The sequence below is a fragment of the Burkholderia sp. USMB20 genome (assembly GCF_000949135.2).
In the GTDB taxonomy this organism is placed as follows: domain Bacteria; phylum Pseudomonadota; class Gammaproteobacteria; order Burkholderiales; family Burkholderiaceae; genus Burkholderia.
Genome location: NZ_JTAN02000001.1, coordinates 466267 through 492762, shown reverse-complemented (window position 1 = coordinate 492762; position 26496 = coordinate 466267). Strand labels below are relative to the sequence as shown.

Sequence of the window (26496 nt, the reverse complement as noted above, 5' to 3'; positions counted from 1 at the left end):
TCCTCGGTCAGGCAGCTTGCGATGCAGCGTGTTCGGCAGCCAGCTCGGCCGCATGCGCGGCCTGCGGCACTTCGACGACGCGCTGCACGAAAATGCCCGGCGTCACGATGTGTTCCGGGTTCAGCCCGCCGAGCGGCACGACTTCCGACACCTGGACGATCGCGACCTTCGCGGCGCTGGCCATGATCGGCCCGAAGTTGCGCGCGGTCTTGCGATAGACGAGGTTGCCCCAGCGATCGCCCTTGTACGCCTTGACCAGCGCGAAATCGGCGTGGATCGGCGTCTCGAACACGTACGACTTGCCGTCGATCACGCGCGTTTCCTTGCCTTCCGCGAGCTTCGTGCCGAAGCCGGTCGGCGTGAAGAAGCCGCCGATGCCGGCGCCCGCCGCGCGGATCCGCTCCGCGAGGTTGCCCTGCGGCACGAGCTCCAGCTCGATCTCGCCCGCGCGATACAGCGCGTCGAACACCTGCGAGTCGCTCTGGCGCGGGAACGAGCAGATGATCTTGCGCACCTGCTTCGCCTTCAGCAGCGCCGCGAGGCCCGTCTCGCCGTTGCCCGCGTTGTTGTTGACGATCGTCAGGTCGCGCGCGCCCTGTTCGATCAGCGCGTCGATCAGCTCGGACGGCATGCCGGCCGTGCCGAAACCGCCGATCATGATTGTCGCGCCATCGTGGATGTCGGCCACCGCCGACTGAAGCGATTCGAAAATCTTGTTGACCATGTCTCTTCCTGATACGAACCCGCGGCTCGATGCGCGGCCTGTCGAGGGGACACGCGCGCGTGTCGCGTGCCGCGTCGAAGGCCGTCGTCGACCTTCGGCATTTGTTCGCTATTCGAACCGAGATTCGATTAGCGAACGATGGGCCGATCATAGAGTCGCGCACAGCGCGTTGTCAAGGCGGGATCCCTCGGGGGGCGTCTGGTCGTCGAACGGCAGGCCGACGTAGTTTTCGGCGAGCGACTGCGCGGCGGCCCGCGAGCGCGTCACGTACTTCAGCTCGGCAAACTTCAGGCGATTGACGAACGGCGAATCCTCCGGGGACGCATGCAGCATGTTCGTCATGAAGTACGAGAAATGCTCGGCGCGCCACACGCGTTCGAGACAGGTCGCCGAATAGCGCTCGAGCGGCGTCGCGTCGCCGTTGCGGTAACGGGCGCCGAGCGCGCGGGACAGCGCGCGGACGTCGGCCACCGCGAGGTTCATCCCCTTCGCGCCGGTCGGCGGCACGATGTGCGCGGCGTCGCCGGCGAGGAACAGGCGGCCGTGCTGCATCGTCTCCGACACGAAGCTGCGCATCGGCGTCACGCTCTTCTGCGTGATCCGGCCCTCGGTCGGCGTCCAGCCGGTGTCGTTCGAGAAGCGCGTGTGCAGTTCGTCCCAGATCCGCGCGTCGGACCATTCGGCGAGGTCTTCGTCGGGCTTGCACTGCAGGTAGAGGCGCGTGACCGTCGGCGAGCGCATCGAGAACAGTGCGAAACCGTTGTCGTGATGCGCGTAGACGAGTTCGTCGAGCGACGGCGCCGCGTCGGCGAGGATGCCGAGCCACGCGAACGGATAGACGCGCTCGAACGTGTTCAGCCGCTCGGCCGGAATCGTCTGGCGCGCGATGCCGTGAAAGCCGTCGCAGCCGGCGATGTAGTCGCAGTCGATGCGGTCTTCGCGGCCGTCGGCATGCTTGAACGTGACGAACGGGCGCTCGCTCTCGACATCGTGCAGCGCAACGTCGCTCACTTCGAAATGCATCGCGTGGCCGTGCTCGACGCCGGCCGCGATCAGGTCGCGCACCACTTCGTGCTGGCTGTAGACGGTGATCGCGCGCCCGCCGGTGAGCGCGCTCAGGTCGATGCGATGGCGCTGGCCCGAGAACAGCAGCTCGATGCCGTGGTGTTCGAGCCCTTCGCGGCGCATACGGTCGCCGAGGCCGGCTTCGTTCAGCGTGTCGACCGTGCCCTGCTCCAGCACGCCGGCGCGGATGCGATTCTCGCAATATTCGCGCGAACGCGCCTCGACGAGGATGGAATCCACGCCTTGCAGGCGCAGCAGATGGGAAAGCAAAAGGCCGGACGGACCGGCGCCGATGATGGCGACCTGGGTGCGCATTGTTCGTCTCCTGAACAGTAATTCGAATCGTGGAACACATTTGAGCGCTTTCCCGACTATGCAGCAACGCGATTCAGGAGATATGTTCTATACGTTTTCCAGATACTGGCCTGGCGATGGATACGCTCGATCTGAACCTCATTCCCTACCTCGTCGCGCTGGACGACACGCGCAACGTCAGCCGCGCCGGCGACCTGCTCGGCGTGAGCCAGCCGCGCGTGAGCACCGCGCTCGGCCGCCTGCGCGAGTATTTCGGCGATCCGCTGTTCGTGCGCACGTCGCGCGGGATGGAGCCGACGCCGCGCGCGCTCGCGCTGCTGCCGGCCGCGCGCGATGCGCTCGCGCAGATCGAGCGCGGCCTCGTCGCGCCGCACGACTTCGATCCGGCGGCGAGCACGCATACGTTCTCGATCGCGCTGTCGGACGTCGGCGAGATCGTGTTCCTGCCGAAGCTGCTGCAGGCGTTCGCGACGCGCGCGCCGCACGCGAACCTGCGCTCGGTCTCGCTCGCACACGACGAAGTCGGCCGCGGCCTCGAAGCCGGCTCGATCGATCTCGCGGTCGGCTATTTCCCCGATCTCGACGGCAACAACTTCTTCCAGCAGCGTCTGTTTACACACCGGTTCGTCTGCCTGATGCGGCGCGGCCATCCGCTCGAACAGGCGCGCCCGTTCACGGCCGAGCAGTTCCTCGCGTGCGGGCATGCGGTGGTGCGCGCCGAAGGGCGCAGCCAGGAGGTGCTCGAGAAATACCTCGCGAAGCAGCGCATGCAGCGCCGCGCGGTGCTCGAGACGCCGCACTTCATGAGCCTGCCGTTCATCCTGAGCCGCACCGACCTGATCGCGACGGTGCCGCATGCGATCGGCTATGCGTATGCGGCGGAGCACGCGTTCATCGTGCCGGTCGAGCCGCCGGTGCCGCTGCCGCGCTTCGACCTGAAGCAGCACTGGCATCGCAAGTTCCACAACGATCCGCGCACCGCGTGGCTGCGCGGCGTCGTCGCGTCGCTGTTCAACGACGAGCAGGACGAGTGGCCGAAGTGACGCGGGGTGTGCGGCAGGCCGCACGCACGACCCGCGAAAGCATGAAACAATGACCGGATATCCGCGCCGCCACAGGCGGCCGCATTCGATGGAGCGACTAGATGGGTAAAAAGAACGCGCGGCCCGAGCCGGCCGCATCCCGGCCGAGCCGCGAAGAAGCGGAGGATGCCGTTCGCGTGCTGCTGCGCTGGGCCGGCGACGATCCCGCCCGCGAAGGGCTGCTCGACACGCCGGCGCGCGTCGTGCGCGCATACGAAGAGTTCTTCGCCGGCTATGCGCTGGAACCGCGCGACATCCTCGCGCGCACGTTCAGCGAAGTCGACGGCTACGACGAGATGATCGTGCTGAAGGACATCCGCTTCGAGAGCTATTGCGAGCACCACATGGTGCCGATCATCGGCCGCGCGCACGTCGCATATCTGCCGAACCATCGCGTCGTCGGCATCTCGAAGCTCGCGCGCCTCGTCGACGCGTTTGCGAAGCGCCTCCAGATCCAGGAAAAGATGACCGTGCAGATCGCCGACACGCTGTTCGACGTGCTGCAGCCGAAGGGCGTCGGCGTGATTCTCGAAGCCGCGCACCAGTGCATCTCGACGCGCGGCATTCACAAGCCGGGCGTCGAAATGGTCACGTCGCGCATGCTCGGCACGTTCCGCACCGATCCGTCGACGCGGCGCGAATTCCTGTCGATTGTCGCGAATCCTTCTTCAGTCAACCTGACGAATACGTAATGCAGTCCACGAAGCAAGCGGCACACGCGCCGGTCGTGCTCGTGACCGGCGCCGCGCGCCGGGCCGGGCGCGCGTTCGCCGAGTATTTCGCCGCGCACGGCTATCGCACCGCGGTCCACTACGACCGCTCCGCCGATGCCGCACAGGCGGCGGCCCGCGCGATCGCCGAACGCGGGCATGATTCGGTCGCGTTGCAGGCCGACCTGTCGGATGCCGCGCAGATCACCGCACTGATCGACCAGGTGTATGCGCGCTTCGGCCGCCTCGACGTGCTGGTCAACAACGCGTCGGTGTTCTGGCAGGACCATTTCCCGAGCTTCGACCTCGCGGCATTCGACCAGGCCTGGGCCGTCAACTGCCGCGCGCCGATCCTGCTCACGCGCGCGTTCTACGAACGGGCCCGCGCGGCCGGCACGCAGGGCGTCGTCGTCAACGTGGTCGACCAGAAGATCAAGGAAAACTTCCACCGCGACCATTTCAGCTACACGGTCGCGAAGGCCGCGCTCGGCAACCTCACGCAGATGCTCGCGCTGTCGTCGTCGCCGGTGCTGCGCGTGAATGCGGTGTTCCCCGGGCTGATGCTGCCGAGCGACGACCAGACGCAGGCCGACTTCGAACACGCGAGCCGCGCATCGACGCCGCTCGCGCGCATCGCCGGCCCCGACGACGTCGCGAGCGCGATCCTGCTGCTGACGGGCAGCGCGTACAACGGCGTGGATTTCGTTGTCGATGCGGGGCAGAACCTGATCCGCGTCGATCAGGACGTGCTCTACAAGCATCGCTCGCCGGCCGGCAAGCACTGACGAAGCGGGGGTGCGGCGGCAGCCGTGCACCCTCTTGGCACACCGGTGTGCGGGTGTTGGTGCGCGCCTTCGCCTTCGCTGCGCCTGCGTCTTCGCCGCGCGAACGACAGTTTCGCCGTTCGCGCGCCGCGTTACGGCTTCTCGCCGCTGCCGCCTTCGCGGACCTTGCCCTGCGCGACGCTCGTGCCGTGCGGCACGCTGTGCGTAAGCCACACGTTGCCGCCGATCACCGAGCCGCGCCCGATCGTCACGCGGCCGAGAATGGTCGCGCCCGCATAGATCACCACGTCGTCCTCGACGATCGGATGCCGCGCATTGCCCTTCACCAGCGTGCCGTCCCCATCGGCCGGGAAGCTCTTCGCGCCGAGCGTGACGGCCTGGTACACGCGCACGCGCTCGCCGATGATCGCGGTTTCGCCGATCACGACACCGGTGCCGTGGTCGATGAAGAAGCTCGGGCCGATCTGCGCGCCCGGGTGAATGTCGATGCCGGTGGCCGAGTGCGCGATTTCATTGATGAAACGGGCGAGCAGCGGCACACCGAGTTGGTGCAGCGCATGCGCGAGCCGATGGTGCATCATCGCGAACACGCCGGGATAGCACAGCAGGATCTCGGTGATGTGCTGCGCGGCCGGATCGCCCGCGTAGGCAGCCTGGATGTCGCTGACCAGCAGCGCGCGAACCGCCGGCAACTGCCGGCCGAACTCGCGCGCGATCTCGAACGCGCGTTCGTCGAGTTCCGCGAATGGCGTGTCCGCATGCTCCGGCAGGAACGGCAGCGCACGGCGGATCTGTTCGGACAGGATCCGCAGCGTGCTTTCTAGCGTGTGGCCGACGTAGTAGTCGACGCTTTCGTCGGTCAGATCCGGCGCGCCGTAGTGCGTCGGGAACATCGACGCACGCAGGCCGGTGACGATCTTGCAGATCGCGTCGCGCGACGGCAGCTCGCGGATGCCACGCGGATGACGCGTGCGGTGAAGTTCCTCGCGCGATTCGCGCAAGCCGGCAACGATTTCTTCGAGGCCCCACTGACGGGCGGGTGATGTCGACATATGCCAATGCAGGCAGCCGCGCGCGATCGCACGGCCGCTAATAAAGTGACGGGTTCCGCAAGATTACCGCGTTTTCGCCGGGCAGCGGCACGCCGGGGGATCGGCCGGACGGCCGCCGCTGCCGCCGCGCGACGGCGTCAGATCGTGACGCTGCTCGCGTCGATCCAGCGCACGGCCCAGTCGCGCGCATGCGCGATCGCGTCGCCTTCGTCGTTGAACTGGAGCTCGCTCGGGAAAAAACGGTTCGCGACGAGTTCCCCGTCACTCGATCGGGAGATCACGACGTAGGGCTTGAACGACCCGTCAGTGGCGCGCGCGGGCGCGCAATTCAACAGATAACCGCGGTGCGTGAAGGCAGTAGTCGCTTGCATGAATCCGCCACCTCTAGTCCCTTTGCTTGTTGTTCGCTACCCGTCTCTAAGGGTGCTGCGGCGCCCGGTGCGGGCAGAGTCGGCGCGTACTGCATCCCCTGTCGCCGCTTCGCAGGAAAAGAATCATACTCTGTAGAAAACGGGTGTTCTAGCTGAAATAAATCATGACAAATCAGTGCGCGCCACGCGACTGCGGCGATCGCCCGCGCACCATTTTCCCGTCTTGCCCGGAACGGGATTTGCTTCGATCCGGAGCGCTACGCCGCCAGGAGAGCCGTGATGGAAACGTCAGCTCAAGCGCACGCCGCGCATCCGCGCAGCATCGAACTCGACAACGACGACACGCACGACAGCACCGTCGACACCGACGGCAAGAATCGCGAGGCGGCGCGTCTCGCGAGCGGCAACCCCTTCCCGCCCGACCAGATCACGGGCAGCAACGCGTCGCTCGTCAACGCGATGCCCGAGGCCGGCGACGGCTTCGCCGGCTTCGACAGCCGGCCGGGCGGCAATCATCCGGCGTTCGCGCTGCGGGCCGGCTACATGGTGATCGAGAAGGGGTTCGACGCGCCGTCGCACGCGGGCGACGCGCCGTACGGCCCGGTTCACCGGATGTACGGCAGCGCGCACTGGCCCGGCCACGGACGCCGGCCGGAACGGGTGATCGAAATCACCGCGGTGCCGCGGTAACGCACGCAGCGTTTGAATCGATCGTTCGTCCGGCGGGTTGAAGGGTGCCGACGGACGATGGCGGCAGATCGGCGTGCGCGTTTGCGCGCGCGCCGCTCGGTCGGTGCGCAGGCAGTGCGATCTTCAGAAGCGGCGCTGAAATCGATATCAGCGCCCGGCTCGGGTTCGGCACGCGGGATTTCGCGACGTCGATGCATCTGCGTTGATCGAAGTCACGTCCTCGCGATACGGATGCGATTCAATGCCCATTCGCGACCACCGGCACGTCGCTGCAAAGTCCCTGCCGTTGGTTTACCCTGCCTCGCAGCGACGCACGGCCGGCCCGGCCGTTCGGCCGACTTCCGTTCAATCCGCCACTCGGAGACACTATGTACAAGCGCATTCTGGTTGCCATCGACGGCAGCGACACCGCACGCCACGCGTTCGACGCCGCCCTCGCGCTCGCAAAGGAGCACGGTGCCGAACTGCAGCCGTTCTACGTCGTCGAAAACGCCGCGATCTACTACAACGTGCCGGGCTACGACCCGTCCGTGCTGCGCGATCAGCTGATCGCGCAAGGCAATGCGCTCGCGGCGGATTTCAGGAAGCTGATGCAGGCGGCCGGCGTGAAGGGCGAGACGCTGACGAGCGAGGCGTCGTCGCTCAACGACGTGTCGATGCTGATCCTCGACGGTGCGAAAGCATTCGGCGCCGACCTCCTCGTGCTCGGCACGCACGGCCGCCGCGGGTTCCGTCGCCTCGTGCTCGGCAGCATCGCCGAACAGTGCGTGCGGCATGCGACGCTGCCCGTGCTGCTGATCCCGGCCGCCGCGCATACGGACGATCAGGAGGGCTGATCGGTGTCGGCATCGGCATCGGCATCGGCATCGGCATCGGCATCGGCATCGGCATCGGCATCGGCATCGGCATCGGCGTGCGCGGCGCGCCGCGCATGCGCAGCGGCATGCCTGCACGCAGGCTGCTGCGATGCCCGCGGCATGTGCGCGCGGTCGCGACGTTTTGTCGCCCGACAGCGGCAACTTGCGGTGGGACAATGATTCCGTCGATTCAATGCCGGAGTAAACGATCATGTTGACGCCCGTCGCCACACGCCCCGCCGTTCCGTCCCATGCAGGCACCTGGGCGCCCCGCCAGGCCCCGCACTGCTCGTCATGCGCAATGCGGCACCTGTGCATGCCGCAGGGCCTCGCACCCGACGCGCTCAGCCGCCTCGAATCGGTCATCTGCGCGGCGCGCCCGGTCAAGCGCGGCGAAGCGCTGTTCCGCGAAGGCGACACCTTCGACAACCTGTACGCCGTGCGCTCGGGTTCGCTGAAAACCGTCGCCACGCGCCACGACGGCCGCGAGCAGGTCACCGGCCTGCACCTGGCGGGCGAGGCGCTCGGCCTCGACGGTATCTGCGACGACACGCACCCGCGCACCGCGGTCGCGCTGGAAGACAGCTCGGTCTGCGTGATTCCGTACAGCGCGCTCAAGTCGCTGTGCTCGGAAGCCGGCACGATGCAACTGCGCATGCACAAGCTGATGAGCGAGCAGATCGTGCGCGAAACGTCGCAGACCATGCTGCTCGGTTCGCTGAACGCCGAAGAGCGCGTCGCCGCATTCCTGCTCGACGTGTCGGCGCGCTACCTGAAGCGCGGTTACTCGCCGTCGGAATTCAACCTGCGGATGACGCGCGAGGACATCGGCAGCTACCTCGGCATGACGCTCGAAACGGTCAGCCGCACGCTGTCGAAGTTCCAGAAGCGCGGCCTGATCGAAATGCACGGCCGCCTCGTGCAGATCGTCGACTTCGACGGCCTGCACCACGTCTGACCCCGCGCGGCGCGTGACCTGCGCGCCGCCGCCCGCCGCGACCCGCCACGATCCGCCGCGCCCGCCTCGATCAGTCGAGAAACAGCGCGGCGCGCGCCTTCAGTGCCGTGCTGAAGTCGTCGAGCCAGCCGATCGACAGGCGCCAGCTCTGCCAGTACAGATCGATATCGACGGTCCGCCCGCGCGACATGTCGACCAGTTCGCCCGCCGCCAGCTGGCGATCGACCATCCGGTCCGGGCACATCCCCCATCCCAGCCCCGTTTCGCAAGCGCGCAGGTAGCCCGCGACGTGCGGGATCCAGTGTTGCGGCGGATCGAGATCCGCGCGCGTCACGCGCCGGATGAAGCGCGCCTGCAAGCCGTCCTTCGAATTGAACATCACGCACGGCGCGCGGCGCAGCGCATCGCGCGTGATGCCCGCACCAAAATAGCGCGCGTAAAACGCCGGCGAACACACCGCGCGATAGCGGATACGCCCGAGCCGCGTCGACCGGCATCCCTGGATCGGCTCGGCCTGCGCGGTCACCGCGCCCTGCACGCTGCCGTCGCGAATCCGCGCGGCCGTATGGTCCTGGTCGTCGATCACGAGGTCGAGCAAGGTCTCGCGCTCGGTGCAGAACGGCCCGACCGCATCGATGAACCAGGTCGCGACGCTGTCGTCGTTGACGGCCACGCGCAACGTCGGCCATGCGCTCGCGATCTGGCCCGGCAAGGCGGGCATCCGGCCGCCCAGTTCGGCCTCGAGCAATTGCACGCGCTCGGTATGCCGGCACAGCAGCGCACCCGACGTCGTCGCGACGCACGGCTGCCCGCGCTTGACGAGCACGCTGCCGACGCGCTCCTCCAGCAGTTTCACGCGCTGCGATACCGCCGACGGCGTGACGTTCAGCTCCTTGGCCGCCCGCTCGAACGAACCGTGCCGGATCACCGCCGCGAGGGCATCGAGCAATGCGTAGTCGAGCATTAGATTTCCTTAATCTGCATTAGGTGAATTAGCTTCTCTTATGTTCCAGCTCATCGCAGACTAGCGCCAACCGATTCACCCGTCTACTGCGTCACCGCTCCCCATCATGAACTGGATCGCTTTTTCCCACGGCGCCGCCCTGTGCGGGTCGCTCATCGTCACCATCGGCGCGCAGAACGCATTCGTGCTCCGGCAAGGCATCATGCGCTCGCATGTCGGCAAGATCGTGCTGCTGTGCGCGCTGTCCGACATGATCCTGATCGGCGCGGGCGTCGGCGGCGCGTCGGTCCTCGTCGAACGCTATCCGACCTTCGTCCACGCGGTGCTGTACGTCGGCCTCGCGTATCTCGCATGGTTCGGCTTCAACGCGCTGCGTCGCGCGTTCAAGCCGGGACACGCAACGCTCGACGTGCGCGGCGACGCCGTCGCGCCGCCGCCGCAGAGCGCGGTCGCGATCGTGCTGATGACGCTCGCGTTCACGTGGCTCAACCCGCACGTGTATCTCGATACGTTCCTGCTGATCGGCACGGCCGGTGCGCGGGAGCCGGAGGGCACGCGGCTGGCGTTCGCGATCGGCGCGATGTCGGTCAGCGTCGTGTGGTTCCTCGGGCTCGGATACGGTGCGCGACTGCTCGCGCCGTGGTTCCGCAAGGCCGTCGCGTGGCGCGTGCTGGACGGCGCGATCGGCAGCATGGTGCTGTTCCTGGCGGCCGTGCAGTTGCGATAACGGCCTCGGTGAATGATCGATCGCGGGCGGCAACTTGCCGCCCGTTTTTCGTTCCGCCGCGGCGAAGCGGCCGGGTCCGCCCGTCTCTCCCGCTGCCACGCCCGGTCGCAACAAAATTCGGTTCCCGATCGAACGCGGCGGCACGAATGACCCACGCAGCAGACGATGCGTCCGCCGTCCGCTGCAATTCCTCCGTCTTCACGGCCGCGCGCCCGCTGCACGAATCCGGTCGATCGGCGAGAATGTTCCAGCGTCCCGCGACAACGGCGAACGTGCTTCACCCGACCGCCGTCCCGTCGCATTCATCGCGGCCAATCCCGTCGTTCCAACCCGTCACCCTTCAGATTCCGGAGAGCAACATGGCACTACGCACCCTCGGCACCTCGGACATCCAGGTTTCCCCGCTCGCCTTCGGCGGCAACGTCTTCGGCTGGACCGTCGACGAAAACGCATCGTTTGCGCTGCTCGACGCGCTCGCCGACACCGGCATCAACTTCATCGACACGGCCGACGTCTATTCGGCCTGGGTACCCGGCAACCGCGGCGGCGAATCGGAAACGATCATCGGCAAGTGGCTGAAGCGTTCCGGCAAGCGCGACCAGGTCGTGATCGCAACCAAGGTCGGCCTGCTCGACGCGCGTGCGGGCCTCACGAAAGACAACATCCTGAAGGCCGCCGACGATTCGCTGCGCCGCCTGCAGACCGACTACATCGACCTGTACTTTTCGCACCGCGATCTGGCCGACACGGCCCCGCTCGAAGAAACGCTCGCCGCATACCAGACGCTGATCGACGCGGGCAAGGTGCGCATCATCGGCGCGTCGAACTACAGCGGCGCGCGCCTGCGCGAAGCCGCCGACATCAGCAAGCGCGACGGCCTGCCCGCGTACCAGGTGATCCAGCCGGAATACAACCTGATCAACCGCGCCGACTACGAGCGCGATCTCGAACCGGTCGTGCGCGACCTGCAGCTCGGCGTCGTCAACTACTACGCACTCGCGAGCGGATTCCTGTCGGGCAAGTACCGCAGCGAGGCCGACCTGAAGAAGAGCGTGCGCGGCGATCGCGTCGCCCGCTATCTCGATGCGCGCGGCCTGCGCATTCTCGCGGCGCTCGACGATGTGTCGGCGAAGCACGGCACGCAGCCGGCCGCGATCGCGCTCGCATGGCAGATCGCGCGGCCGACGATCACCGCGCCGATCGCGAGCGCGACGTCGCTCGAACAGCTCGCGCTGCTCGGCGAGGCGATCCGCGTGCGGCTCGACGATGAGGACATTCGGAAGATCGACTCGGCCAGCGCGGTCTGACGTCGCGTACAAGCAGATGACGGCTTGAATCGCGGCGTTTCGCGCTTCAAGCCGCCGGTGCGACGCGCGGGTGACGCGAACAGGGATGTCGGCATCGCTCGCGCCGCGCGCGCGGGAAGAGCGCCGCGAATCACTCGACCGGCGCGCGGTTTCGGCAAGACGATCCGACAACACGCGCTTCTGCTCCAACACAACGAAAAAAATCCACGACACACCGCTGCCCCAGGTCTTCGGCGGCACGCAAACATGCATACCGCCATCGCTTCGCCAGCGCGCGAGATGCGAGCTCGATGAATCACGCGAGCACCGCGCAGCTTCAACGAGACGATCCGGCGGCACGCGACTTTTATTCCGTATAACGAAGCAGCTGTGCGTCTCACCGTTCGAACCGAACCGAACAACGTACCCCGAACACGCCCGCACGTTTTGCCTTTCCCGGCCATATTCGTTGACTCACACGGACATCCGGCCGCAACGCGCCGCCGCGAGCGCATCCCGGGCCCGCCCCGGGTCTTTCACCGATTGACCGCGCCCGCCGGCGTATCCGAGACTGCGCCGCTCGGGCGGTCATTGGGAGAACGTCATGCCGGATATCAGCACGGGAATCGTGTCGATCTCGACGCGCGCCGTACGCGGCGACGAACGCGTCGACTTCTGGGTCGACCATGTCGCCCGCTCGCTCGTGCGCATCGAATGCAGCGGTAAATCGTCCGAAGGCATCGACGCGTCGCTGCGCAAGCGCGACCTGGGGCTGCTGGGCGTGTGCGACATCGTCGCGAACCGGCATGCGGTCGTGCGCACGCCGCACAACATCCACGCGGACCCGCGCGACGCCGTGTTCGTGTGCCTGATGCACGAAGGGCAGGGCTATACGTTCCAGGACGTCGAGTGCATCCGGCATGCGCCCGGCGACATCGTGCTGTACGACACGTCGATGCCGTACGGCCACGGTTTTCCGGCGAACATGGCGATGACCGTGCTCGACGTGCCGCGCGACGTGTTCGAAGCGCACGTCGGCCCGTGGCGCCATCGCAGCGTCGTCAAGATCGACCGCGACGACGGCGTCACGTCGTGGGCCGCGCGGCAGCTCTACGCGCTGCTCGCCGAACCGCATCAATCGATGCCCGACGCGCGCGAACGGCGCGCCGCCGCGATGCTCGACCTGATGCGGTCGATGCTGCGGCTGCGCGACGGCGACGCGTCGCCGACCAAGTCGACCGTCCACACGCTGTCGCGCGCGAAGGCATTCATCGACAGCCATCTCGCCGACGACGAGCTCGACACCCGGTCGGTCAGCCGCGCGATCAACCTGTCGCCGCGCCAGCTCGCGCGCATCTTCGAAATCGAAGGGATGCCGCTCACGCGCTACATCCTCGCGCGGCGTCTCGAACGCTGCCGCGCCGATCTGCGCGACCCGTCGCTGAAGCACCTGACGGTCAGCGAAATCGCGTTCCGCTGGGGCTTCAACAACAGCGCGCACTTCAGCCGCAGCTATCGCGCGCGCTTCGGCGAGACGCCGAGCGACACGCGCGCGCCGGACAACCCGCGCTAGCCGCTCGTCGCCGGGTTCTCCCGCTGCGCAATCCACGGCCAACGGTCAGCGCAACGAGATCGCTGCATGAGCCGCCGCGGCGCCCCGCCGTGTCCGCGCGAAGCAAGCCCGGCGTCCGCCCCGGTCAAACGGGGACACGCGCCCGTCGCTAAGCTGGCTTCCTGCGCGGCGGTGCTCGTTCCGCCGCCTGACAGCGAGGAGACAAAGCGGGATGGAGACGTACGACCATATCGTCGTCGGCGGCGGTTCGGCCGGCTGCACGGTGGCACATCGACTGGTAAAGGCCGGCAGGCGCGTGCTGCTGCTCGAGGACGGCCCGAAGGACGACAACCTGTTCATCCGGATTCCGGCGACGTTCATCCGCGTGCTCGGCACACAGCGCACGGTCACGTTCGAAAGCGAGCCGCAGGCCGGCGCGGCGGGACGCAGGACCTACGTGCCGCAGGGCCGCACGCTCGGCGGCGGCAGTTCGGTCAACGCGATGCTGTACGTGCGCGGCACGCGCGCCGACTACGACGAATGGGCCGCGCTCGGCTGCACGGGCTGGCGCTGGAGCGACGTGCTGCCGGTGTTCAAGCGCGCCGAGTCGCACCTGCGGCTGTCCGAGCCGTTCCACGGCACCGACGGGCCGCTGAAGGTCGGCGACACGCGCTTCCGGCATCCGCTGAGCCTCGCGTTCGTGAAGGCCGCTCAGGAAACCGGCATCGCGTACAACGACGATTTCAACGGCGCCGCGCAGCACGGCGCCGGCTTCTACCACACGACGATTTTCGACGGGCAGCGCGGCAGCACCGCGGCAACCTATCTCGCCGACGCGCTCGGCCACCCGAACCTGCGCGTACTGACCGGCTGCCGCGTGACCCGCGTGCGCTTCGATGGCCGGCACGCGACCGGCGTCGAATGGCGGATGGAGAATGGTGCGACCGGCTCGGCCACCGCGCGCGGCGACGTCGTACTCGCCGCCGGCGCGCTCAGTACGCCGAAGCTGCTGATGCTGTCGGGCATCGGACCCGGCGCGCACCTGCGCGCATACGGCATCGACGTGCTGCACGACAGCCCGGAAGTCGGCGCGAATTTCCAGGACCATCTCGAGGTCTCGATCTACGGCTACAGCCACGCGCCGATCAGCCTGTTCGGCGAGGATCGCGGGCTGAAGGCGCTGCGGCACGGGCTGCAATGGATGCTGACCCGCACGGGCCTGCTGACGTCGAACGTCGTCGAATCCGGCGCGTTCGTCGATACGACCGGCAGCGGCCGCCCCGACATCCAGTTCCACGTGCTGCCGACGCTCGTCGGCGACGTCGATCGCGAACCGCTGCCGGGCCACGGCCTGTCGATCAATCCGTGCCTGTTGCGGCCGCGTTCGCGCGGCTCGGTGCAACTGCGCGGCAATGATCCGGCCGCGCCGATCCGGTTCGACAGCGGCGCACTGTCGGATCCGGCGGACGTCGACGGCCTCGTGCGCGGCGTCGCGCTCGCGCGGAAGATCATCCGCGCGCCGTCGCTCGCCCGCATCGTCCGCGAAGCCGAAGCGCTGACCGACGACGCGCTGGCCGACTACGTGCGGCACCGCGCGAAAACCGTCTATCACCCGGCCGGCACCTGCCGGATGGGGAGCGACGAAAGCGCGGTCGTGACGCCTCGTCTCGCGGTGCAAGGGATCGACGGATTGCGGATCTGCGACGCGTCGGTGATGCCGCGCATCGTATCGGGCAACACGAACGCGCCGACGATCATGATCGCGGAACGCTGTGCCGAGTTCATGCTCGCGGAGTGACGCGGCGACTCACGCCGCGACCGGCATGCAATGAAAACGAAAGCGGCGCGTGAGCCACGCGCCGCACCGGCATCGGTTTCGCTGCTTCAGCGTCAAGCGCTGCGCAGCGCCATCGGCGACGCACCGTAGCGCTCGCGAATCGCACGGCTGAAGTGCGCCTGGCTCGAGAACCCCCACCGAAACGCGATCTCGCCGATGCTCGTCTTGCGCAGGCGCGCGTCGGTCAGCTCGCGATGCGCATGCGTCAGCCGCTCGGACCAGATGTGCTGCGTGATCGACTCGCCTTCGGCCGCGAAGAGCCGGCCCAGGTGCCGCAACGACAGCCCGACCGCATCGGCGACCGCCTGCGGCCCGAGCTCCGGATCGCCGAGACGGGCCGCGATGTACTGCTTCGCGGTCAGCAGGTACGACAGCGACGCGCGCGATGCGCCTGCGCCGTTCACTTCCGCGTCGATGAGTTCCGCGACCAGCATGCGCGTGTGTTCGACGAAGCGCGCGGCGTCGTCTTCGACCGGCGCCTTCATGAAGCGCTCGACGCTCGCGCGCAGTGTCGCGCCGAGCATCGCGCCCGCGCCCGGTTTCGGCGCGATCCGCAACGGCAGCACCGCCAGCTCCGCGTCGAATCGATCGTCGAACGTAGCAATCGGGATATCGATCAGCAATTGCCGCATCGGCGTCAGGAATCCGAACAGATAGGGCACGCGCGTGTCGTACACGACGACGTCGCCGGCTTCCGCGAGCAGGCAGCGCTCGCGCTGGATGAAATACGCGCGACCGCTCAGGATCTGGCACGCAAACAGCGACTCCTTCGGCAACTGGCGCACCAGCGCGGGGCTGCGCTCGATCACGTGATCGCGCCCGCTGATGTCGGCCACGCCGAGCCCCGGCAGCGCGAGGTCGGTCTTCTCGACCTCGAGCCCGGCCGGCGACAGCGACGAGCAGCGCAGGCCGACCAGCGTCGCGGCGTTGAACGCATCCCAGTAGTCCATGCGGTCGCGCACCGGCACGTCGGCCGTCGAGCCGCGCGTGCATGAAAGAACGGTCGAATTCGTCACGTCGCCTCCTGCGGGCGCCTGTCGTGCGGAGCGGCACGGATTGGGGAATGGTTCTTGTGATTACAGGTGCGGCGCGATGTCCGGCCCGCGATGTCCGGCCCGATCAAGCAATTCGTCCAGCCCAGTCAAGAGCGGTGCGCACCGGCTGGCTAAAGTCGACCCCACGACACCTAACCACAAGGAGACGAACCGTGGTCGACCAAGCCGTATCCGAATTCTGGCAAAACATCGCGCCGATTGCCAATCCGTTCAAGCCCGATGCGCTGCCGGAAGCGTACATCCCGAACGCGGCGACCGAGGACGCGCGCTATTACGTTCCGTTCACCGAAACGGTTTCGTCGCGGCCGCTGTGGATCTCGCCGTCGCAGAACAAATGGTGCGACATCCTGATGGCGAAGGAAGCCGGGCTCGTGAACCGGCACTACCACCCGCACGAGGTGTTCGCTTACACGCTGTCCGGCAAGTGGGGCTACCTGGAGCACGAATGGACCGCGACGCGCGGCGATTTCGTGTATGAAACGCCCGGCGAAGGCCACACGCTCGTCGCGTTCGATCATCCGGAACCGATGCGCGCGTTCTTCATCGTCAAGGGCCCGCTGATCTGGCTCGACGACGAAGGCAACCCCGACGGCTACTTCGACGTGCATTCGTACATCGCGATGTGCAAGGCGCATTACGAGAAGGTCGGCCTCGGCGCGCACGCGATCGAGAAGCTGTTCCGCTGACGCGCGACGAGGCCGCCCATGACATCCCGCCCTTCCCCCAAACTCGCATGGACGTACGAGAACAGGCTGCTGCTGATCCTGTTCATGACGTTCGGCTTCGTGTTCTTCGACCGCCTCGCGCTGTCGTTCCTGTTCCCGTTCATGTCGGCCGAGCTGCACCTGTCGAATACGCAGCTCGGCATGGTGTCGTCCGCGCTCGCGCTCACGTGGGCGCTGTCCGGCGCCGCGACCGGCGCGTGGTCCGATGCGCGCGGCACGCGCAAGCCGCTGTTGATCGCGGCCGTGCTCGGCTTCTCCGTGTGCTCGGCGCTGTCGGGGCTTGTCGGCGGCTTCGCGAGCCTGATCGCGTTCCGCGCGCTGATGGGCATCGCCGAAGGCCCCGTGCTGCCGCTGTCGCAATCGCTGATGGTCGAGAGCTCGACGCCGAGCCGCCGCGGGCTGAACATGGGCCTGCTGCAGGGCTCGGCCGCCGGCCTGCTCGGCGCGATGATCGGCCCGCCCGTCGTGATCGGCATCGCGACCGCCTACGGCTGGCGCGAGGCGTTCTACGTATCGTGCATTCCGGGCTTCCTGATCGCGTTCTGCATCTGGCGCTGGGTGCGCGAGGTGCCGCCCGGCGGCGTACGGCACGCCCAGGCCGAAGGCGCGGCCACGCACGGTACGCAGACGGTCGGCGGCGCCGCGATCGACCGCTGGGCGCTGCTGAAGGAGCGCAACATCCTGCTCTGCGTGCTGATCAGCTGCTTCTTCCTCACGTGGTTCATCGTGATCATCTCGTTCGCGCCGGTCTTCCTCGTCGAGAGCCGCCACCTGTCCCCGGCCGACATGGGCGTCGTGATGACGTGCCTCGGCGCCGCGTGGGTGTTCTGGGGCTTCGCGGTGCCGGCGATCTCCGACCGGATCGGCCGCAAGCCGACGATGATCGCGTTCGCGCTGGTCGCCGCCGCCTGCCCGGTCGTGATGATCCACGTCGATTCGCTCTGGGCGCTCGGCGCGCTCGTGTTCGTCACGTACACCGGCCTCGGCTGCTTCACGCTGTTCATGGCGACGATCCCGGCCGAAACGGTGCCGCCCCGCGCGATCGCCAGCGCGCTCGGCCTGATCATGGGCGCGGGCGAGCTGATCGGCGGCTTCGTCGCGCCGACCGTCGCGGGCTTCGCGGCCGACAAGTACGGCCTGCAGTTCGCGATGTGGACGTCGGCGGCCGGCGCGATCCTCGCGTGCGTGCTGTCGTTCGGCCTCGTCGAAACCGCACCCGCGGTGCTGCGCAAGCGCGCGCCCGCCGATGCCGCTCCCCGTCTCGATACGCAAAACCTCGGAGGACGCTGACATGCGCGCACTTCAATGGCACGGCCCGCGCGACATCCGCCTGGTCGATCTCGACACGCCGCGCGCCGGGCCCGGCGAGGTTCGCATCGCGGTCGCGTATTGCGGCATCTGCGGCAGCGACCTGCACGAATACGCGGACGGCCCGCACGCGATTCCCGTCGACGCGCCGCATCCGCTGTCCGGCCGCACCGCGCCGCTGACGCTCGGTCATGAGTTCTGCGGCACCGTCGTCGAAGTCGGCGCGGGCGTCACGACGCTGGTCCCCGGCGCCCGCGTGGCGGTCGAGCCCGAGTATCACTGCCACCAGTGCGCGTATTGCCGCGCGGGGTCGTACAACCTGTGCGTATCGATGGGCTTCGCCGGCCTGATGGGCGACGGCGGGATGGCCGATTTCGCGGTCGTGCCGGCCTACATGCTGCACCGCCTGCCCGACGACGTCAGTCTCGAACAGGCCGCGGTGATGGAACCGGCGGCCGTCGCGCTGCACGCGCTGCGGCGCGGCGAGCTGCGGCTCGGCGACACCTGCGCGGTGTTCGGGCTCGGGCCGATCGGCCTGCTGCTGATCATGCTCGCGAAACTGCAGGGCGCGACGACCATCGTCGCGGTCGACGTGTCGCCCGAGCGGCTCGCGGCGGCCGCGCGCTTCGGCGCGACGCACGCGTTCGACGCGCGCTCGCTCGACGCCCCGGTGCTGCGCGACGCGATCCGCGAAGCGGCGGGCGGGCTCGGCGTCGACGTGAGCTTCGAGGCGGCCGGCCTGCCGGCCACGTTCGAGGCGGCGATGCAGGGGCTGCGCAAGGGCGGCCGCCTCGTGATGGTCGGCCTGATGCCGCACGCGAGCTTCGATGCGTTCCGCGCGGTCAACGACGAGCTGACCTTCACGGCGAGCGTCGGCTACCGGCACGTGTACGAAGATCTGCTGCGGCTGATCGGGTCGGGCGCGCTCGATCTCACGTCGATCGTCACGCGCACCGTCTCGCTCGAGGATGCCGTCGCCGACGGCTTCGACGCGCTGCTCGCCGATCGCGCGCAGATCAAGATCCTGGTTGCGCCATCGCGCCGGCATGCGCGCCCTGTTCACACCGTCGGGAGCATCGAACATGAACCGCCCCTGGTCGTTTGACGGCAAGACCGTCGTTGTCACCGGCGGCACGTCGGGCATCGGCGCGCGCACCGCGTGGCGTTTCGCGGAAGCGGGCGCGTCGGTCGTCGCGCTCGGGCTCGATGCCGCCGGCCCGCATGCGCCGGCGCATCCCGACATCCGCTGCGTGGAGCTCGACGTGACCGACGACGCAGCATTGACACGGCTGATCCGCTCGCTGTCGCGCGTCGACGTGCTCGTCAACGGCGTCGGCATCAGCCGGCACGCGGACGAATACCGGATGGACCAGTTCGAACTCGTGCTGAACGTGAACCTGACGTCGGTGATGCGTGCGTCCGACGCCGCGCTGCCGGCACTCTCGGCGAACGGCGGCAGCATCGTCAATGTCGCGTCGATGTACACGTACTTCGGCAGCAAGGACCGCCCGGCATACAGCGCGAGCAAGGGCGGCATCGCGCAACTGACGCGCTCGCTCGCGCAGGCATGGGCCGAGCGCGGCATCCGCGTGAACGCGGTGGCGCCCGGCTGGATCGACACGCCGCTCAGCAGCGGGCTGATGGCCGACACGCAGGCGTCGCGGCGGATTCTCGATCGCACGCCGCTCGCGCGCTGGGGCACGGCCGACGAGGTCGCCGACGTGATCCTGTTCCTGTGCTCGCCCGGCGCATCGTTCGTCACCGGTGCGATCGTGCCGGTGGACGGCGGGTATTCGACGGTCTAGCGCCGGGGGCGCGCGTGCATCGGCGCAGGAGGCGTGCGTCGGTGTCCGCGTGCCGGAATGCCGGCGTGGCGCCTCCGGCTCCTGTTTTCAGGTCCTGTTTCCTGGCGCGCCCCGATCGACCGTTGCACGTTTCACTATCTTCATATCAATCAGTAGTCCCATCAAAAATATTCCGGCGTGACCGGACATGTGAGGAGCACTTTGGAGATGACGAAAAAGACCTTGCTCGCCCTCGCGGCCTGCACGATTCCGGCCGCATCGTTCGCGCAGAGCAGCGTGACGATGTTCGGGCTGCTGGACGCCGGCCTCAGCTATGTGAGCAACGAAGGCGGCCACGGCAACGCGAAATTCGACGACAACATCTTCTTCCCGAACCTGCTCGGTTTCGAGGGCAAGGAGGACCTCGGCGCCGGCACGCGCGCGATCTTCCGGCTCGTCAATCAGTTCTCGCTCGCGAACGGATCAATGATCGGCGGCGGCCTGTTCGCGCGCACGGCCTATGTCGGGCTGCAGAACGACCGCTACGGCACGCTGACGCTCGGCAACCAGTACGAGTTCATGGTCGACGCGCTGGCCGCGAGCGGCAACGAGATCGCGCAGGATCTCGTCGGGCTGTACGGCTTTCGCAACGGCCCGTTCGACAAGCTCGCGCTGCCGAACAACCCGACCGGCGCGTTCGACTGGGATCGCGTCGCGGGCAGCAACCGCGTCGGGAATTCCGTGAAGTACACGAGCGCGTCGATCTCAGGCCTGACCTTCGGCGCGCTGTACGGCTTCGGCAATGTCGCGGGATCGATCGGCGCGAACAATACGGTCAGCGTCGGCGCGAGCTACGACAACGGCCCGTTCGGCGCCGGCGCGGCCTATACGAACCAGAAGTACGGCGCGGCGGGCGGGCTGCCGGCCACCACCGTGCGCAACTGGGGCGCGGGCGCCCACTACACGCTCGGCACGGTCACGGCGAAGGCGCTCTTCACGACCGTGCACAACGCGTGGAACGGCACGGGCGCGTGGTCGGCGGAAGCCGGCGCCGCGTGGCATCCGTCACCGGTCTGGGTGATCGGGGCGAGCTACACGTACATGAAGGGAAACGACACGCTCGACAACGCGCATGCGCACCAGCTCCTGGCCGCCGTCCAGTACTGGCTGTCGAAACGCACGATGGTGTATGTCGCGGGCGTGCATCAGCGTGCAAGCCACGGCAGCAACGCGCAGATCAACGGCGTGATGGATGCGAACGGCGCGTCGAGCGGCGCGCTGCAGTCGGTCGCGCGGATCGGGTTCAGTACGCGGTTCTGATCGACGTCGGCGTTGAACGGAAAACGCCCGCCCGGTCGATGCCGGGCGGGTTTCCGTTGGCGGGTCATGTCGTCAGAAGCGAATGGTCACCGATTTCGGCTCGGTATAAGCGTCGATGAACGACGAGCCATACTCGCGTCCGATACCGGAGCCCTTCGCGCCGCCGAACGGCACGGCCGGGTCGACCAGCGTGTGCATGTTCACCCACACGGTGCCGGCTTCGATCCGCGGCACGTAGCGCAGCGCCTTCGACAGGTCGTTCGTCCACAGGCTCGCGGTCAGCCCGAACGGCGTGTCGTTCATCATCGCGATCAGTTCTTCCTCGTCGTCGAACGGCACGAACGCGCCGACCGGCCCGAAGATCTCCTTGCGATACGAAGCCGATTCCAGCGAGCGCGGCAGCACGATCGTCGGCTTCACGTAGAAGCCGTCACGCGCATACGCGCCGCCGCCGGTGACGATCGTATCGCCCTCCGTGCGCGCGAGTTCGAACGCCTCAAGACACTTGCGGAACTGCGGCTCGTTGCAGACGGGGCCGATCATCCCGGCGTCGTCCATCGGGTCGGCCGGCTGGAAGCTGTCCAGGCGCGCCTTCATCTTCTCGACCACTTCGTCGAACTTCGTGCGATGCACGAAGAAGCGTTCCGCCGACGCGCACACCTGCCCGCTATGCAGGAACCCGGCTTCGACGATGCCGTCGAGGATCTTGTCGACCGGCGTATCCGGCAGGAACGCCGCCGCGTTCTTGCCGCCCAGTTCGAGCGTGAAGCGCGTGAAGTTCGCGTTGACGGCCTCCTCGCCGATGATGCGGCCGGTCGGCACCGACCCCGTGAACGACACTTTCGCCACGCGCGGATCGCGGATCACCTTCGCGCCGACCTGGCCCGTGCCGTTGATCACGTTGAGCGTGCCGGGCGGCAGGCCGGCTTCGGTCGCCAGTTCGGCGATGCGCAGCATCGTGAGCGGCGTGAACTCCGACGACTTGATGAGCACCGTGTTGCCGGTCGCGAGCGCCGCGCCGAATTTCCACACCGGGATCATCACCGGGAAATTCCACGGAATGATCCCGAACACGACGCCCAGCGGTTCGCGCAGCGTGAACGACGTGTAGCGCTCGCCGTTCATGCTCGGGAACGACGGGGCGAGCGTTTCGCCCGCGATCTTCGTCGCCCAGCCCGCGTAATAGCGCAGCCAGCGAGCCGACCAGCCGACTTCGATCACGCGCGACAGCCCGATCAGTTTGCCCGACTGCGCGGTTTCGATCTGCGCGATCTCTTCGCCGTGCGCGTCGATCAGGTCGGCGAAACGCAGCAGGATGCGCTCGCGATCGGCCGGCGTCAGGCTGGCCCACTCGCCGTGGAACGCGCGATGCGACGACGCGACCGCGGCCTCGACGTCGTCGTCGGTCGCCTGCGCGACGGAGCCGATCACCGCGCGCGTCGACGGATCGCGCACGTCGATCCGTTCGCCGCGGCCGGCTACCGCGTGGCCGTCGATGTAGTGACCGTGTTCGCGCGCGAGAAACGCGCCGACTTCGTCCAGCATCCGTACCCGTGCCATCTGTATCCCTCCGGAATTCGAATTGAGTGAAAGGCCCGACTTGCCGGCCGCTCTTCGATTCTAGGGACGCGTCGCGCACGCGGATCGGCGTTGCGTGCACACTTTTGGCCTCAGCGTGCAGACTGGTGCGACGCAGCGGTTTCCCTGTGGAAACCACCATTGACGCTGAAAGTCGCCGCTGCCGACGATGATTGCGTTTCGCCCCCGCGTCCGCGCCGAATGCATTAAGCTCGACGCATTCCCCGGCCCTCTCCCTCTTCCGGCAATGGCACACGAACTCGTCGTCGACGCCAGCAACAGCAACGCGAATCTGCGCGACCTGATCGCGGACAGCTTCCTGCCGCTGGTCTTTCACGACACCGGCCCGCAGTTCCGGATGTCGGTGCGGGTTGCCACGGTCGGCGGCCTGCGGATGGCGGAGGTCGACACCACCGCGATCCGCGTCGATCGCGACCGCTCGCTCGCGTCGCGCGCCGACAGCGACTGCTACAAGATCCTGTTCCAGATCGCCGGACAAAGCCGCGTCACGCAGCGCAACGCGGCGTCGACGGTCAATCCCGGCGAGTGGGTGATCTACGATGCGACGCAGCCGTACATGATCGAATCGGCGAATGCGTCGCGCTTCGTCGCGGCGTTGACGCCGCCGAGAAGCGGCACGATGTGGCGCTGGTTCGTGGAGCGCGCGGGCGTGCAGGTCCGTCGAACCGTCGGCAATGCGCAATTGGCGCTTCAATCGATCCATTACCTGATGGACGGGCAGGTGCCGAACGATCCGGAAAGCCTGTTCGGCTTCGAGCAGTCGACGCTGATGCTGCTCGATTCGGTGATCCGCCGCGAGGCGAGCGATTCGCTGAGCGGCGCCGATGCGCGCAGCGCGACGCTGCGGATGAATGCGGAAATCCATCTGTCGCACCACTACAGCGATCCCGACCTGTCGCCGGACAAGCTCGCGAGTGCGCTGAACGTGTCGCGGCGCACGTTGTACAGCGCGCTGGCCGCGACCGGGCGCACGCCGCAGAGCCTGATCCAGGAATACCGGCTGCAGGCGAGCAAGCGCGCGCTGGAGGATCCGGCGGATCCCAACCGCAACCTGCAAGAGCTGGCGATCGCGTGCGGCTTCTCGGACATCACGCATTTCGGGCGCGCGTTCAAGGCACGGTTCGGATGCAGCCCGGGCGCGTATCGCGTCGCGTGTCGCGGTATTTCGGAGGCGTGAAGCGGGATCACCGCGAACTGCAGCGATTTCGATGAACGATCCCGGGGTCGACGCGCGCGTGCTCCGGGGAATATGCATCATCAGCAGCCTGGCATCGCCGCCCGGTGTCGACCACACGTGCATTCGTATCGTCCCGGCACCGTTCGACGACGTCGGCCAACGCACATGCGATCGTCCACTTGCGATTCCGGCGTGTCGGCTCGACGGTCCGTTACTGCAAAAAATCGGCGATACCACGCGTATCGCCCCGTCCGGCCTCCGCACAAGTCATTCAACATGATCAGCATTCAATGCGACGCTTGAAGCCGGCACTATGTGCAACACGCGCCACAATCAGGCCCAACTTCCACCCGACGAGCTCCGCATCTTCACCTGATTCCATCACTCGAAAATAATATGCACTACTACGGTGCCAATCCATAGTGCTGACTACCCATTGATGCATCATTTGATGTCTGACATTCTGGAAGCGTGTCAGCGATGCATGGAATGTAACAAACATGAATGGATTTCGTCTTGAAAATGAAATTTCTTGCGCATGCAACGTAGACGGCCCGGACCTTGCGCCCCCCACACGTTCGAAGACGGAATCTCCTGTTGTTTCGCCCGACGAAACAGCCCCCGCACGCCCCGACTGTCTCAGGATTGCCCGCCTGATCGATGTCCTTCGGACACCGGCATGCCATTTCGACGAGAACGGGCGGGTCGTGAGCATCAACGATGCATGGCTTGCCTACGCGGATCGCTCCGCCGAGGCCACGTATCGACTCCAATGGACGGAGTTGATCCATCCGGAGCACCGATGCACCGCCGAGTCGACACTTCACGCGGCGCAACCCGGCTCGGTACACGAAACGCTGGAGTGCCGGCTGGCGGGTTCCCACGGCATCGACCAGTGGTTCACCGTCAACCTTCACCGTGTCGACGACGGATGGCTCTGCACCTGCACGAATATCCATGACCTGAAGGCCAAGGAAATCGAACTGAAGAGTCACACGTCGATACAGACAGACATGCTGAATATCAGCATCGACTGCATCAAACTGATTTCGCCGACAGGCAACGTGCTGCACATGAACCGCGCCGGATGCCAGGCGCTGGGCGTCGACGAAGACTCGGGATTCGGGATGCCGTGGCTGCCGCTCCTGCCCGAAGACGTGTGGCCCGACGGAAATGTCGCGCTCGAATCCGCCAGGAACGGTGTGTTCGGCAGGTTTCCCGGGCGCAGCGAGCGTCCGGGGCGCGACGTTCAATACTGGGACAACATGCTGACGCCGATCTTGGACGCCGATGGAAAAACGACCGCCATTCTGTGTGTTTCGAGAGACGTGACGCGCGAGCGCGTGGCGCTCGATCTGCTTCGGCGCAGCGAAGAAAGGCTGGCCATCGCGGCCCGCGTCGGCGGACTGGGAATCTGGGACTACGACATCGCATCGGACACACTGCACTGCGACGAGAACTGGCATCGAATCATGGGCCACGCTCCCGGGAGGGCGATTACCTCGATCGACCAGTTTCGCGCGTTGATTCATCCGGACGACGTCGACAAGGCGATGAAGGTCACTCGGACCGCGGAGGAATTCAATTCGTTCGGCAGGGATTATCGCGTCGAGTATCGCGTCATTCAGCCCAACGGCGAGATTCGATGGGTTCAGTCCACCGCCTATCCGCAGCATGAAGACGGCGTGACCCAGCGAACGATCGGGTTCGTGCTCGACGTGACGAAGATGCGCCTGGCAGAGCGGCGCCGGGAGGCATGGCTGCACTTCATTTCCCACGACATGCGCTCGCCTCAGGCATCGATTCTCGCGTTGATCGATCTTCAGCGAGCCGCTGAACCGGCCCCGCCCGCCAAGGACCTGCTCGATCGAATTGCCGCGTACGCGCGCCGTACGCTGGCACTGGCCGACGACTTCGTTCTGCTGGCGCGCGCCGAAGCACCGACCTGGTCACTGGTGGAAACGGATATCGGCAGCGTGGTACTCGATGCGATCGACGAACTGTGGGCACTCGCTCAAGCGCGCGGCATCCGGCTCGACGTGAACGTCGGGGACGAGATCTGCATCGCACGCGTGGAACCCTTCCTGCTGATGCGCGCGGTCGTCAATCTCGTGAGCAATGCCATCAAGTTCAGTCCTGGCAATGCGACGGTAACCGTGCGCCTGACCGGCGTCGAACATGGCTACGCCATTTCCGTTGCAGACCACGGGCCCGGCATATCGGCCGAAGCCCAACAACGTCTGTTCGAGCCATTTCAACGCCTGCAAGTCGAACCGCCTCGTTACCCCTCGGGCGCCGGTCTCGGGCTGGCTTTCGTGAAGACGATCGCCAAGCGCTACGGCGGCAACATCGATTTGCATACCCGCCCGGGCGAAGGCTGCACGTTCATCCTGACGTTGCCGGGTGTCTCGTCGACAAATGTTGCCACCTGATGCCCGGCCACCACGAAACCTTGCCTCGCGAGAAGCGGAGCAGATGGAAAATCAGGTTTGCTAAATGATCAGTTCACGGTCGGCGCCGAACGTTTTCTCTCGAAGCGCATCGAAGAAGCGC

Annotated in this window: 26 protein-coding genes; 17 read left to right on the top strand and 9 right to left on the bottom strand. The window is 66.9% G+C overall.

Annotated elements, in window-relative coordinates; translation table 11 throughout:
- Window positions 1-7: 7 nt before the first annotated feature.
- Both PL79_RS02300 and pobA read right to left on the bottom strand, forming a co-directional pair.
- Entirely contained in the window at window positions 8-724 is a 717-nt protein-coding gene (locus PL79_RS02300) for a 3-oxoacid CoA-transferase subunit A (RefSeq protein WP_044846458.1), read from the bottom strand.
- Between the two features lie 147 nt (window positions 725-871).
- Complete coding sequence (gene pobA, locus PL79_RS02290) at window positions 872-2104, bottom strand: 4-hydroxybenzoate 3-monooxygenase (RefSeq protein WP_044846459.1); 1233 nt, start codon at window positions 2102-2104, stop codon at window positions 872-874.
- A 116-nt stretch (window positions 2105-2220) separates the two neighbouring features.
- Between pobA and PL79_RS02285 the strand changes: the two genes are divergently transcribed.
- From PL79_RS02285 to PL79_RS02275, 3 genes are all read left to right on the top strand, one after another.
- Entirely contained in the window at window positions 2221-3147 is a 927-nt protein-coding gene (locus PL79_RS02285; RefSeq protein WP_044846460.1) for a LysR family transcriptional regulator, read from the top strand.
- Window positions 3148-3248: 101 nt separating this feature from the next.
- Window positions 3249-3878 (top strand): GTP cyclohydrolase I FolE, encoded by a 630-nt coding sequence (gene folE / locus PL79_RS02280; protein WP_044846461.1) that lies wholly within the window; start codon window positions 3249-3251, stop codon window positions 3876-3878.
- Window positions 3878-4681, top strand: coding sequence for an SDR family oxidoreductase (locus tag PL79_RS02275; protein ID WP_044846462.1), 804 nt, complete (start codon window positions 3878-3880; stop codon window positions 4679-4681). The genes folE and PL79_RS02275 overlap by 1 nt, the downstream gene beginning before the upstream one ends.
- 131 nt (window positions 4682-4812) lie before the next feature.
- Here the strand turns inward: PL79_RS02275 and epsC are convergent, their stop codons facing one another.
- Both epsC and PL79_RS02265 read right to left on the bottom strand, forming a co-directional pair.
- Window positions 4813-5733 (bottom strand): serine O-acetyltransferase EpsC, encoded by a 921-nt coding sequence (epsC, locus tag PL79_RS02270; RefSeq protein ID WP_044846463.1) that lies wholly within the window; start codon window positions 5731-5733, stop codon window positions 4813-4815.
- 137 nt (window positions 5734-5870) lie between these two features.
- Window positions 5871-6104, bottom strand: coding sequence for a hypothetical protein (locus PL79_RS02265; protein ID WP_044846464.1), 234 nt, complete (start codon window positions 6102-6104; stop codon window positions 5871-5873).
- A gap of 279 nt (window positions 6105-6383) precedes the next feature.
- On the opposite strand from PL79_RS02265, the gene PL79_RS02260 reads away from it, so the two are divergent.
- Window positions 6384-6794 (top strand): DUF3005 domain-containing protein, encoded by a 411-nt coding sequence (locus tag PL79_RS02260; RefSeq protein WP_044846465.1) that lies wholly within the window; start codon window positions 6384-6386, stop codon window positions 6792-6794.
- Window positions 6795-7162: 368 nt separating this feature from the next.
- The gene (locus PL79_RS02255; RefSeq protein ID WP_044846466.1) at window positions 7163-7630 is read left to right on the top strand and encodes a universal stress protein; all 468 of its coding nucleotides are present in this window, start codon (window positions 7163-7165) and stop codon (window positions 7628-7630) included.
- Here PL79_RS02255 and PL79_RS35970 read toward each other — a convergent pair.
- Window positions 7618-7773, bottom strand: a complete 156-nt coding sequence (locus tag PL79_RS35970) for a hypothetical protein (RefSeq protein WP_193759796.1) — start codon at window positions 7771-7773, stop codon at window positions 7618-7620. The two genes, PL79_RS02255 and PL79_RS35970, sit on opposite strands and share 13 nt — an antisense overlap.
- An 89-nt stretch (window positions 7774-7862) precedes the next feature.
- Here PL79_RS35970 and fnr point away from each other — a divergent pair, with 89 nt between their 5' ends.
- Entirely contained in the window at window positions 7863-8609 is a 747-nt protein-coding gene (gene fnr, locus PL79_RS02250; protein ID WP_044846467.1) for a fumarate/nitrate reduction transcriptional regulator Fnr, read from the top strand.
- A 70-nt stretch (window positions 8610-8679) separates the two neighbouring features.
- Here the strand turns inward: fnr and PL79_RS02245 are convergent, their stop codons facing one another.
- The gene (locus PL79_RS02245; protein ID WP_044846468.1) at window positions 8680-9573 is read right to left on the bottom strand and encodes a LysR family transcriptional regulator ArgP; all 894 of its coding nucleotides are present in this window, start codon (window positions 9571-9573) and stop codon (window positions 8680-8682) included.
- A 106-nt stretch (window positions 9574-9679) separates the two neighbouring features.
- On the opposite strand from PL79_RS02245, the gene PL79_RS02240 reads away from it, so the two are divergent.
- From PL79_RS02240 to PL79_RS02225, 4 genes are all read left to right on the top strand, one after another.
- The gene (locus PL79_RS02240) at window positions 9680-10300 is read left to right on the top strand and encodes a LysE/ArgO family amino acid transporter (protein ID WP_044846469.1); all 621 of its coding nucleotides are present in this window, start codon (window positions 9680-9682) and stop codon (window positions 10298-10300) included.
- A gap of 359 nt (window positions 10301-10659) precedes the next feature.
- Entirely contained in the window at window positions 10660-11607 is a 948-nt protein-coding gene (locus PL79_RS02235; protein ID WP_044846470.1) for an aldo/keto reductase, read from the top strand.
- Between the two features lie 583 nt (window positions 11608-12190).
- Window positions 12191-13159 (top strand): helix-turn-helix domain-containing protein, encoded by a 969-nt coding sequence (locus PL79_RS02230; RefSeq protein WP_044846471.1) that lies wholly within the window; start codon window positions 12191-12193, stop codon window positions 13157-13159.
- Between the two features lie 211 nt (window positions 13160-13370).
- Window positions 13371-14936, top strand: a complete 1566-nt coding sequence (locus PL79_RS02225; protein WP_044846472.1) for a GMC family oxidoreductase — start codon at window positions 13371-13373, stop codon at window positions 14934-14936.
- 92 nt (window positions 14937-15028) lie between these two features.
- On the opposite strand, the gene PL79_RS02220 is transcribed toward PL79_RS02225, so the two are convergent.
- Complete coding sequence (locus tag PL79_RS02220; RefSeq protein ID WP_044846473.1) at window positions 15029-15991, bottom strand: helix-turn-helix domain-containing protein; 963 nt, start codon at window positions 15989-15991, stop codon at window positions 15029-15031.
- A 191-nt stretch (window positions 15992-16182) separates the two neighbouring features.
- Here PL79_RS02220 and PL79_RS02215 point away from each other — a divergent pair, with 191 nt between their 5' ends.
- The 5 genes from PL79_RS02215 (at window position 16183) to PL79_RS02195 (ending at window position 21167) form a co-directional block, all read left to right on the top strand.
- Window positions 16183-16716: a 2,4'-dihydroxyacetophenone dioxygenase family protein gene (locus PL79_RS02215; RefSeq protein WP_044846474.1), complete on the top strand. Its 534-nt coding sequence runs from the start codon at window positions 16183-16185 to the stop codon at window positions 16714-16716.
- A gap of 18 nt (window positions 16717-16734) precedes the next feature.
- Window positions 16735-18045: an MFS transporter gene (locus PL79_RS02210; RefSeq protein WP_044846475.1), complete on the top strand. Its 1311-nt coding sequence runs from the start codon at window positions 16735-16737 to the stop codon at window positions 18043-18045.
- A 1-nt stretch (window position 18046) separates the two neighbouring features.
- Entirely contained in the window at window positions 18047-19168 is a 1122-nt protein-coding gene (locus tag PL79_RS02205; protein ID WP_044846476.1) for a 2,3-butanediol dehydrogenase, read from the top strand.
- On the top strand, window positions 19146-19868 hold the full coding sequence (locus PL79_RS02200; protein WP_044846477.1) for an SDR family NAD(P)-dependent oxidoreductase: 723 nt from the start codon (window positions 19146-19148) through the stop codon (window positions 19866-19868). The genes PL79_RS02205 and PL79_RS02200 overlap by 23 nt, the downstream gene beginning before the upstream one ends.
- Before the next feature lie 207 nt (window positions 19869-20075).
- Entirely contained in the window at window positions 20076-21167 is a 1092-nt protein-coding gene (locus tag PL79_RS02195) for a porin (protein ID WP_044846478.1), read from the top strand.
- Window positions 21168-21239: 72 nt separating this feature from the next.
- Here PL79_RS02195 and PL79_RS02190 read toward each other — a convergent pair whose 3' ends face one another.
- Window positions 21240-22727: an NAD-dependent phenylacetaldehyde dehydrogenase gene (locus PL79_RS02190; protein WP_044846479.1), complete on the bottom strand. Its 1488-nt coding sequence runs from the start codon at window positions 22725-22727 to the stop codon at window positions 21240-21242.
- Between the two features lie 265 nt (window positions 22728-22992).
- On the opposite strand from PL79_RS02190, the gene PL79_RS02185 reads away from it, so the two are divergent.
- Window positions 22993-23943, top strand: a complete 951-nt coding sequence (locus tag PL79_RS02185) for a helix-turn-helix domain-containing protein (RefSeq protein ID WP_044846480.1) — start codon at window positions 22993-22995, stop codon at window positions 23941-23943.
- A 280-nt stretch (window positions 23944-24223) separates the two neighbouring features.
- On the opposite strand, the gene PL79_RS02180 is transcribed toward PL79_RS02185, so the two are convergent.
- Window positions 24224-24445 carry a hypothetical protein gene (locus PL79_RS02180; protein WP_135800937.1) on the bottom strand — a complete coding sequence of 74 codons (222 nt, stop codon included), beginning with the start codon at window positions 24443-24445 and terminating at the stop codon, window positions 24224-24226.
- 205 nt (window positions 24446-24650) lie between these two features.
- On the opposite strand from PL79_RS02180, the gene PL79_RS02175 reads away from it, so the two are divergent.
- Window positions 24651-26375, top strand: coding sequence for a sensor histidine kinase (locus PL79_RS02175; RefSeq protein WP_044846481.1), 1725 nt, complete (start codon window positions 24651-24653; stop codon window positions 26373-26375).
- Window positions 26376-26496: the final 121 nt, after the last annotated feature.

Bases quoted from the DNA above. Each gene is read 5' to 3' on its own strand.
- PL79_RS02300 (WP_044846458.1), bottom strand. From the start codon at position 724: ATGGTCAACAAGATTTTCGAATCGCTTCAGTCGGCGGTGGCCGACATC.
- pobA (WP_044846459.1), bottom strand. From the start codon at position 2,104: ATGCGCACCCAGGTCGCCATCATCGGCGCCGGTCCGTCCGGCCTTTTG.
- PL79_RS02285 (WP_044846460.1), top strand. From the start codon at position 2,221: ATGGATACGCTCGATCTGAACCTCATTCCCTACCTCGTCGCGCTGGAC.
- folE (WP_044846461.1), top strand. From the start codon at position 3,249: ATGGGTAAAAAGAACGCGCGGCCCGAGCCGGCCGCATCCCGGCCGAGC.
- PL79_RS02275 (WP_044846462.1), top strand. From the start codon at position 3,878: ATGCAGTCCACGAAGCAAGCGGCACACGCGCCGGTCGTGCTCGTGACC.
- epsC (WP_044846463.1), bottom strand. From the start codon at position 5,733: ATGTCGACATCACCCGCCCGTCAGTGGGGCCTCGAAGAAATCGTTGCC.
- PL79_RS02265 (WP_044846464.1), bottom strand. From the start codon at position 6,104: ATGCAAGCGACTACTGCCTTCACGCACCGCGGTTATCTGTTGAATTGC.
- PL79_RS02260 (WP_044846465.1), top strand. From the start codon at position 6,384: ATGGAAACGTCAGCTCAAGCGCACGCCGCGCATCCGCGCAGCATCGAA.
- PL79_RS02255 (WP_044846466.1), top strand. From the start codon at position 7,163: ATGTACAAGCGCATTCTGGTTGCCATCGACGGCAGCGACACCGCACGC.
- PL79_RS35970 (WP_193759796.1), bottom strand. From the start codon at position 7,773: ATGCCGCGGGCATCGCAGCAGCCTGCGTGCAGGCATGCCGCTGCGCAT.
- fnr (WP_044846467.1), top strand. From the start codon at position 7,863: ATGTTGACGCCCGTCGCCACACGCCCCGCCGTTCCGTCCCATGCAGGC.
- PL79_RS02245 (WP_044846468.1), bottom strand. From the start codon at position 9,573: ATGCTCGACTACGCATTGCTCGATGCCCTCGCGGCGGTGATCCGGCAC.
- PL79_RS02240 (WP_044846469.1), top strand. From the start codon at position 9,680: ATGAACTGGATCGCTTTTTCCCACGGCGCCGCCCTGTGCGGGTCGCTC.
- PL79_RS02235 (WP_044846470.1), top strand. From the start codon at position 10,660: ATGGCACTACGCACCCTCGGCACCTCGGACATCCAGGTTTCCCCGCTC.
- PL79_RS02230 (WP_044846471.1), top strand. From the start codon at position 12,191: ATGCCGGATATCAGCACGGGAATCGTGTCGATCTCGACGCGCGCCGTA.
- PL79_RS02225 (WP_044846472.1), top strand. From the start codon at position 13,371: ATGGAGACGTACGACCATATCGTCGTCGGCGGCGGTTCGGCCGGCTGC.
- PL79_RS02210 (WP_044846475.1), top strand. From the start codon at position 16,735: ATGACATCCCGCCCTTCCCCCAAACTCGCATGGACGTACGAGAACAGG.
- PL79_RS02205 (WP_044846476.1), top strand. From the start codon at position 18,047: ATGCGCGCACTTCAATGGCACGGCCCGCGCGACATCCGCCTGGTCGAT.
- PL79_RS02200 (WP_044846477.1), top strand. From the start codon at position 19,146: ATGAACCGCCCCTGGTCGTTTGACGGCAAGACCGTCGTTGTCACCGGC.
- PL79_RS02195 (WP_044846478.1), top strand. From the start codon at position 20,076: ATGACGAAAAAGACCTTGCTCGCCCTCGCGGCCTGCACGATTCCGGCC.
- PL79_RS02190 (WP_044846479.1), bottom strand. From the start codon at position 22,727: ATGGCACGGGTACGGATGCTGGACGAAGTCGGCGCGTTTCTCGCGCGC.
- PL79_RS02185 (WP_044846480.1), top strand. From the start codon at position 22,993: ATGGCACACGAACTCGTCGTCGACGCCAGCAACAGCAACGCGAATCTG.
- PL79_RS02180 (WP_135800937.1), bottom strand. From the start codon at position 24,445: ATGTTTGTTACATTCCATGCATCGCTGACACGCTTCCAGAATGTCAGA.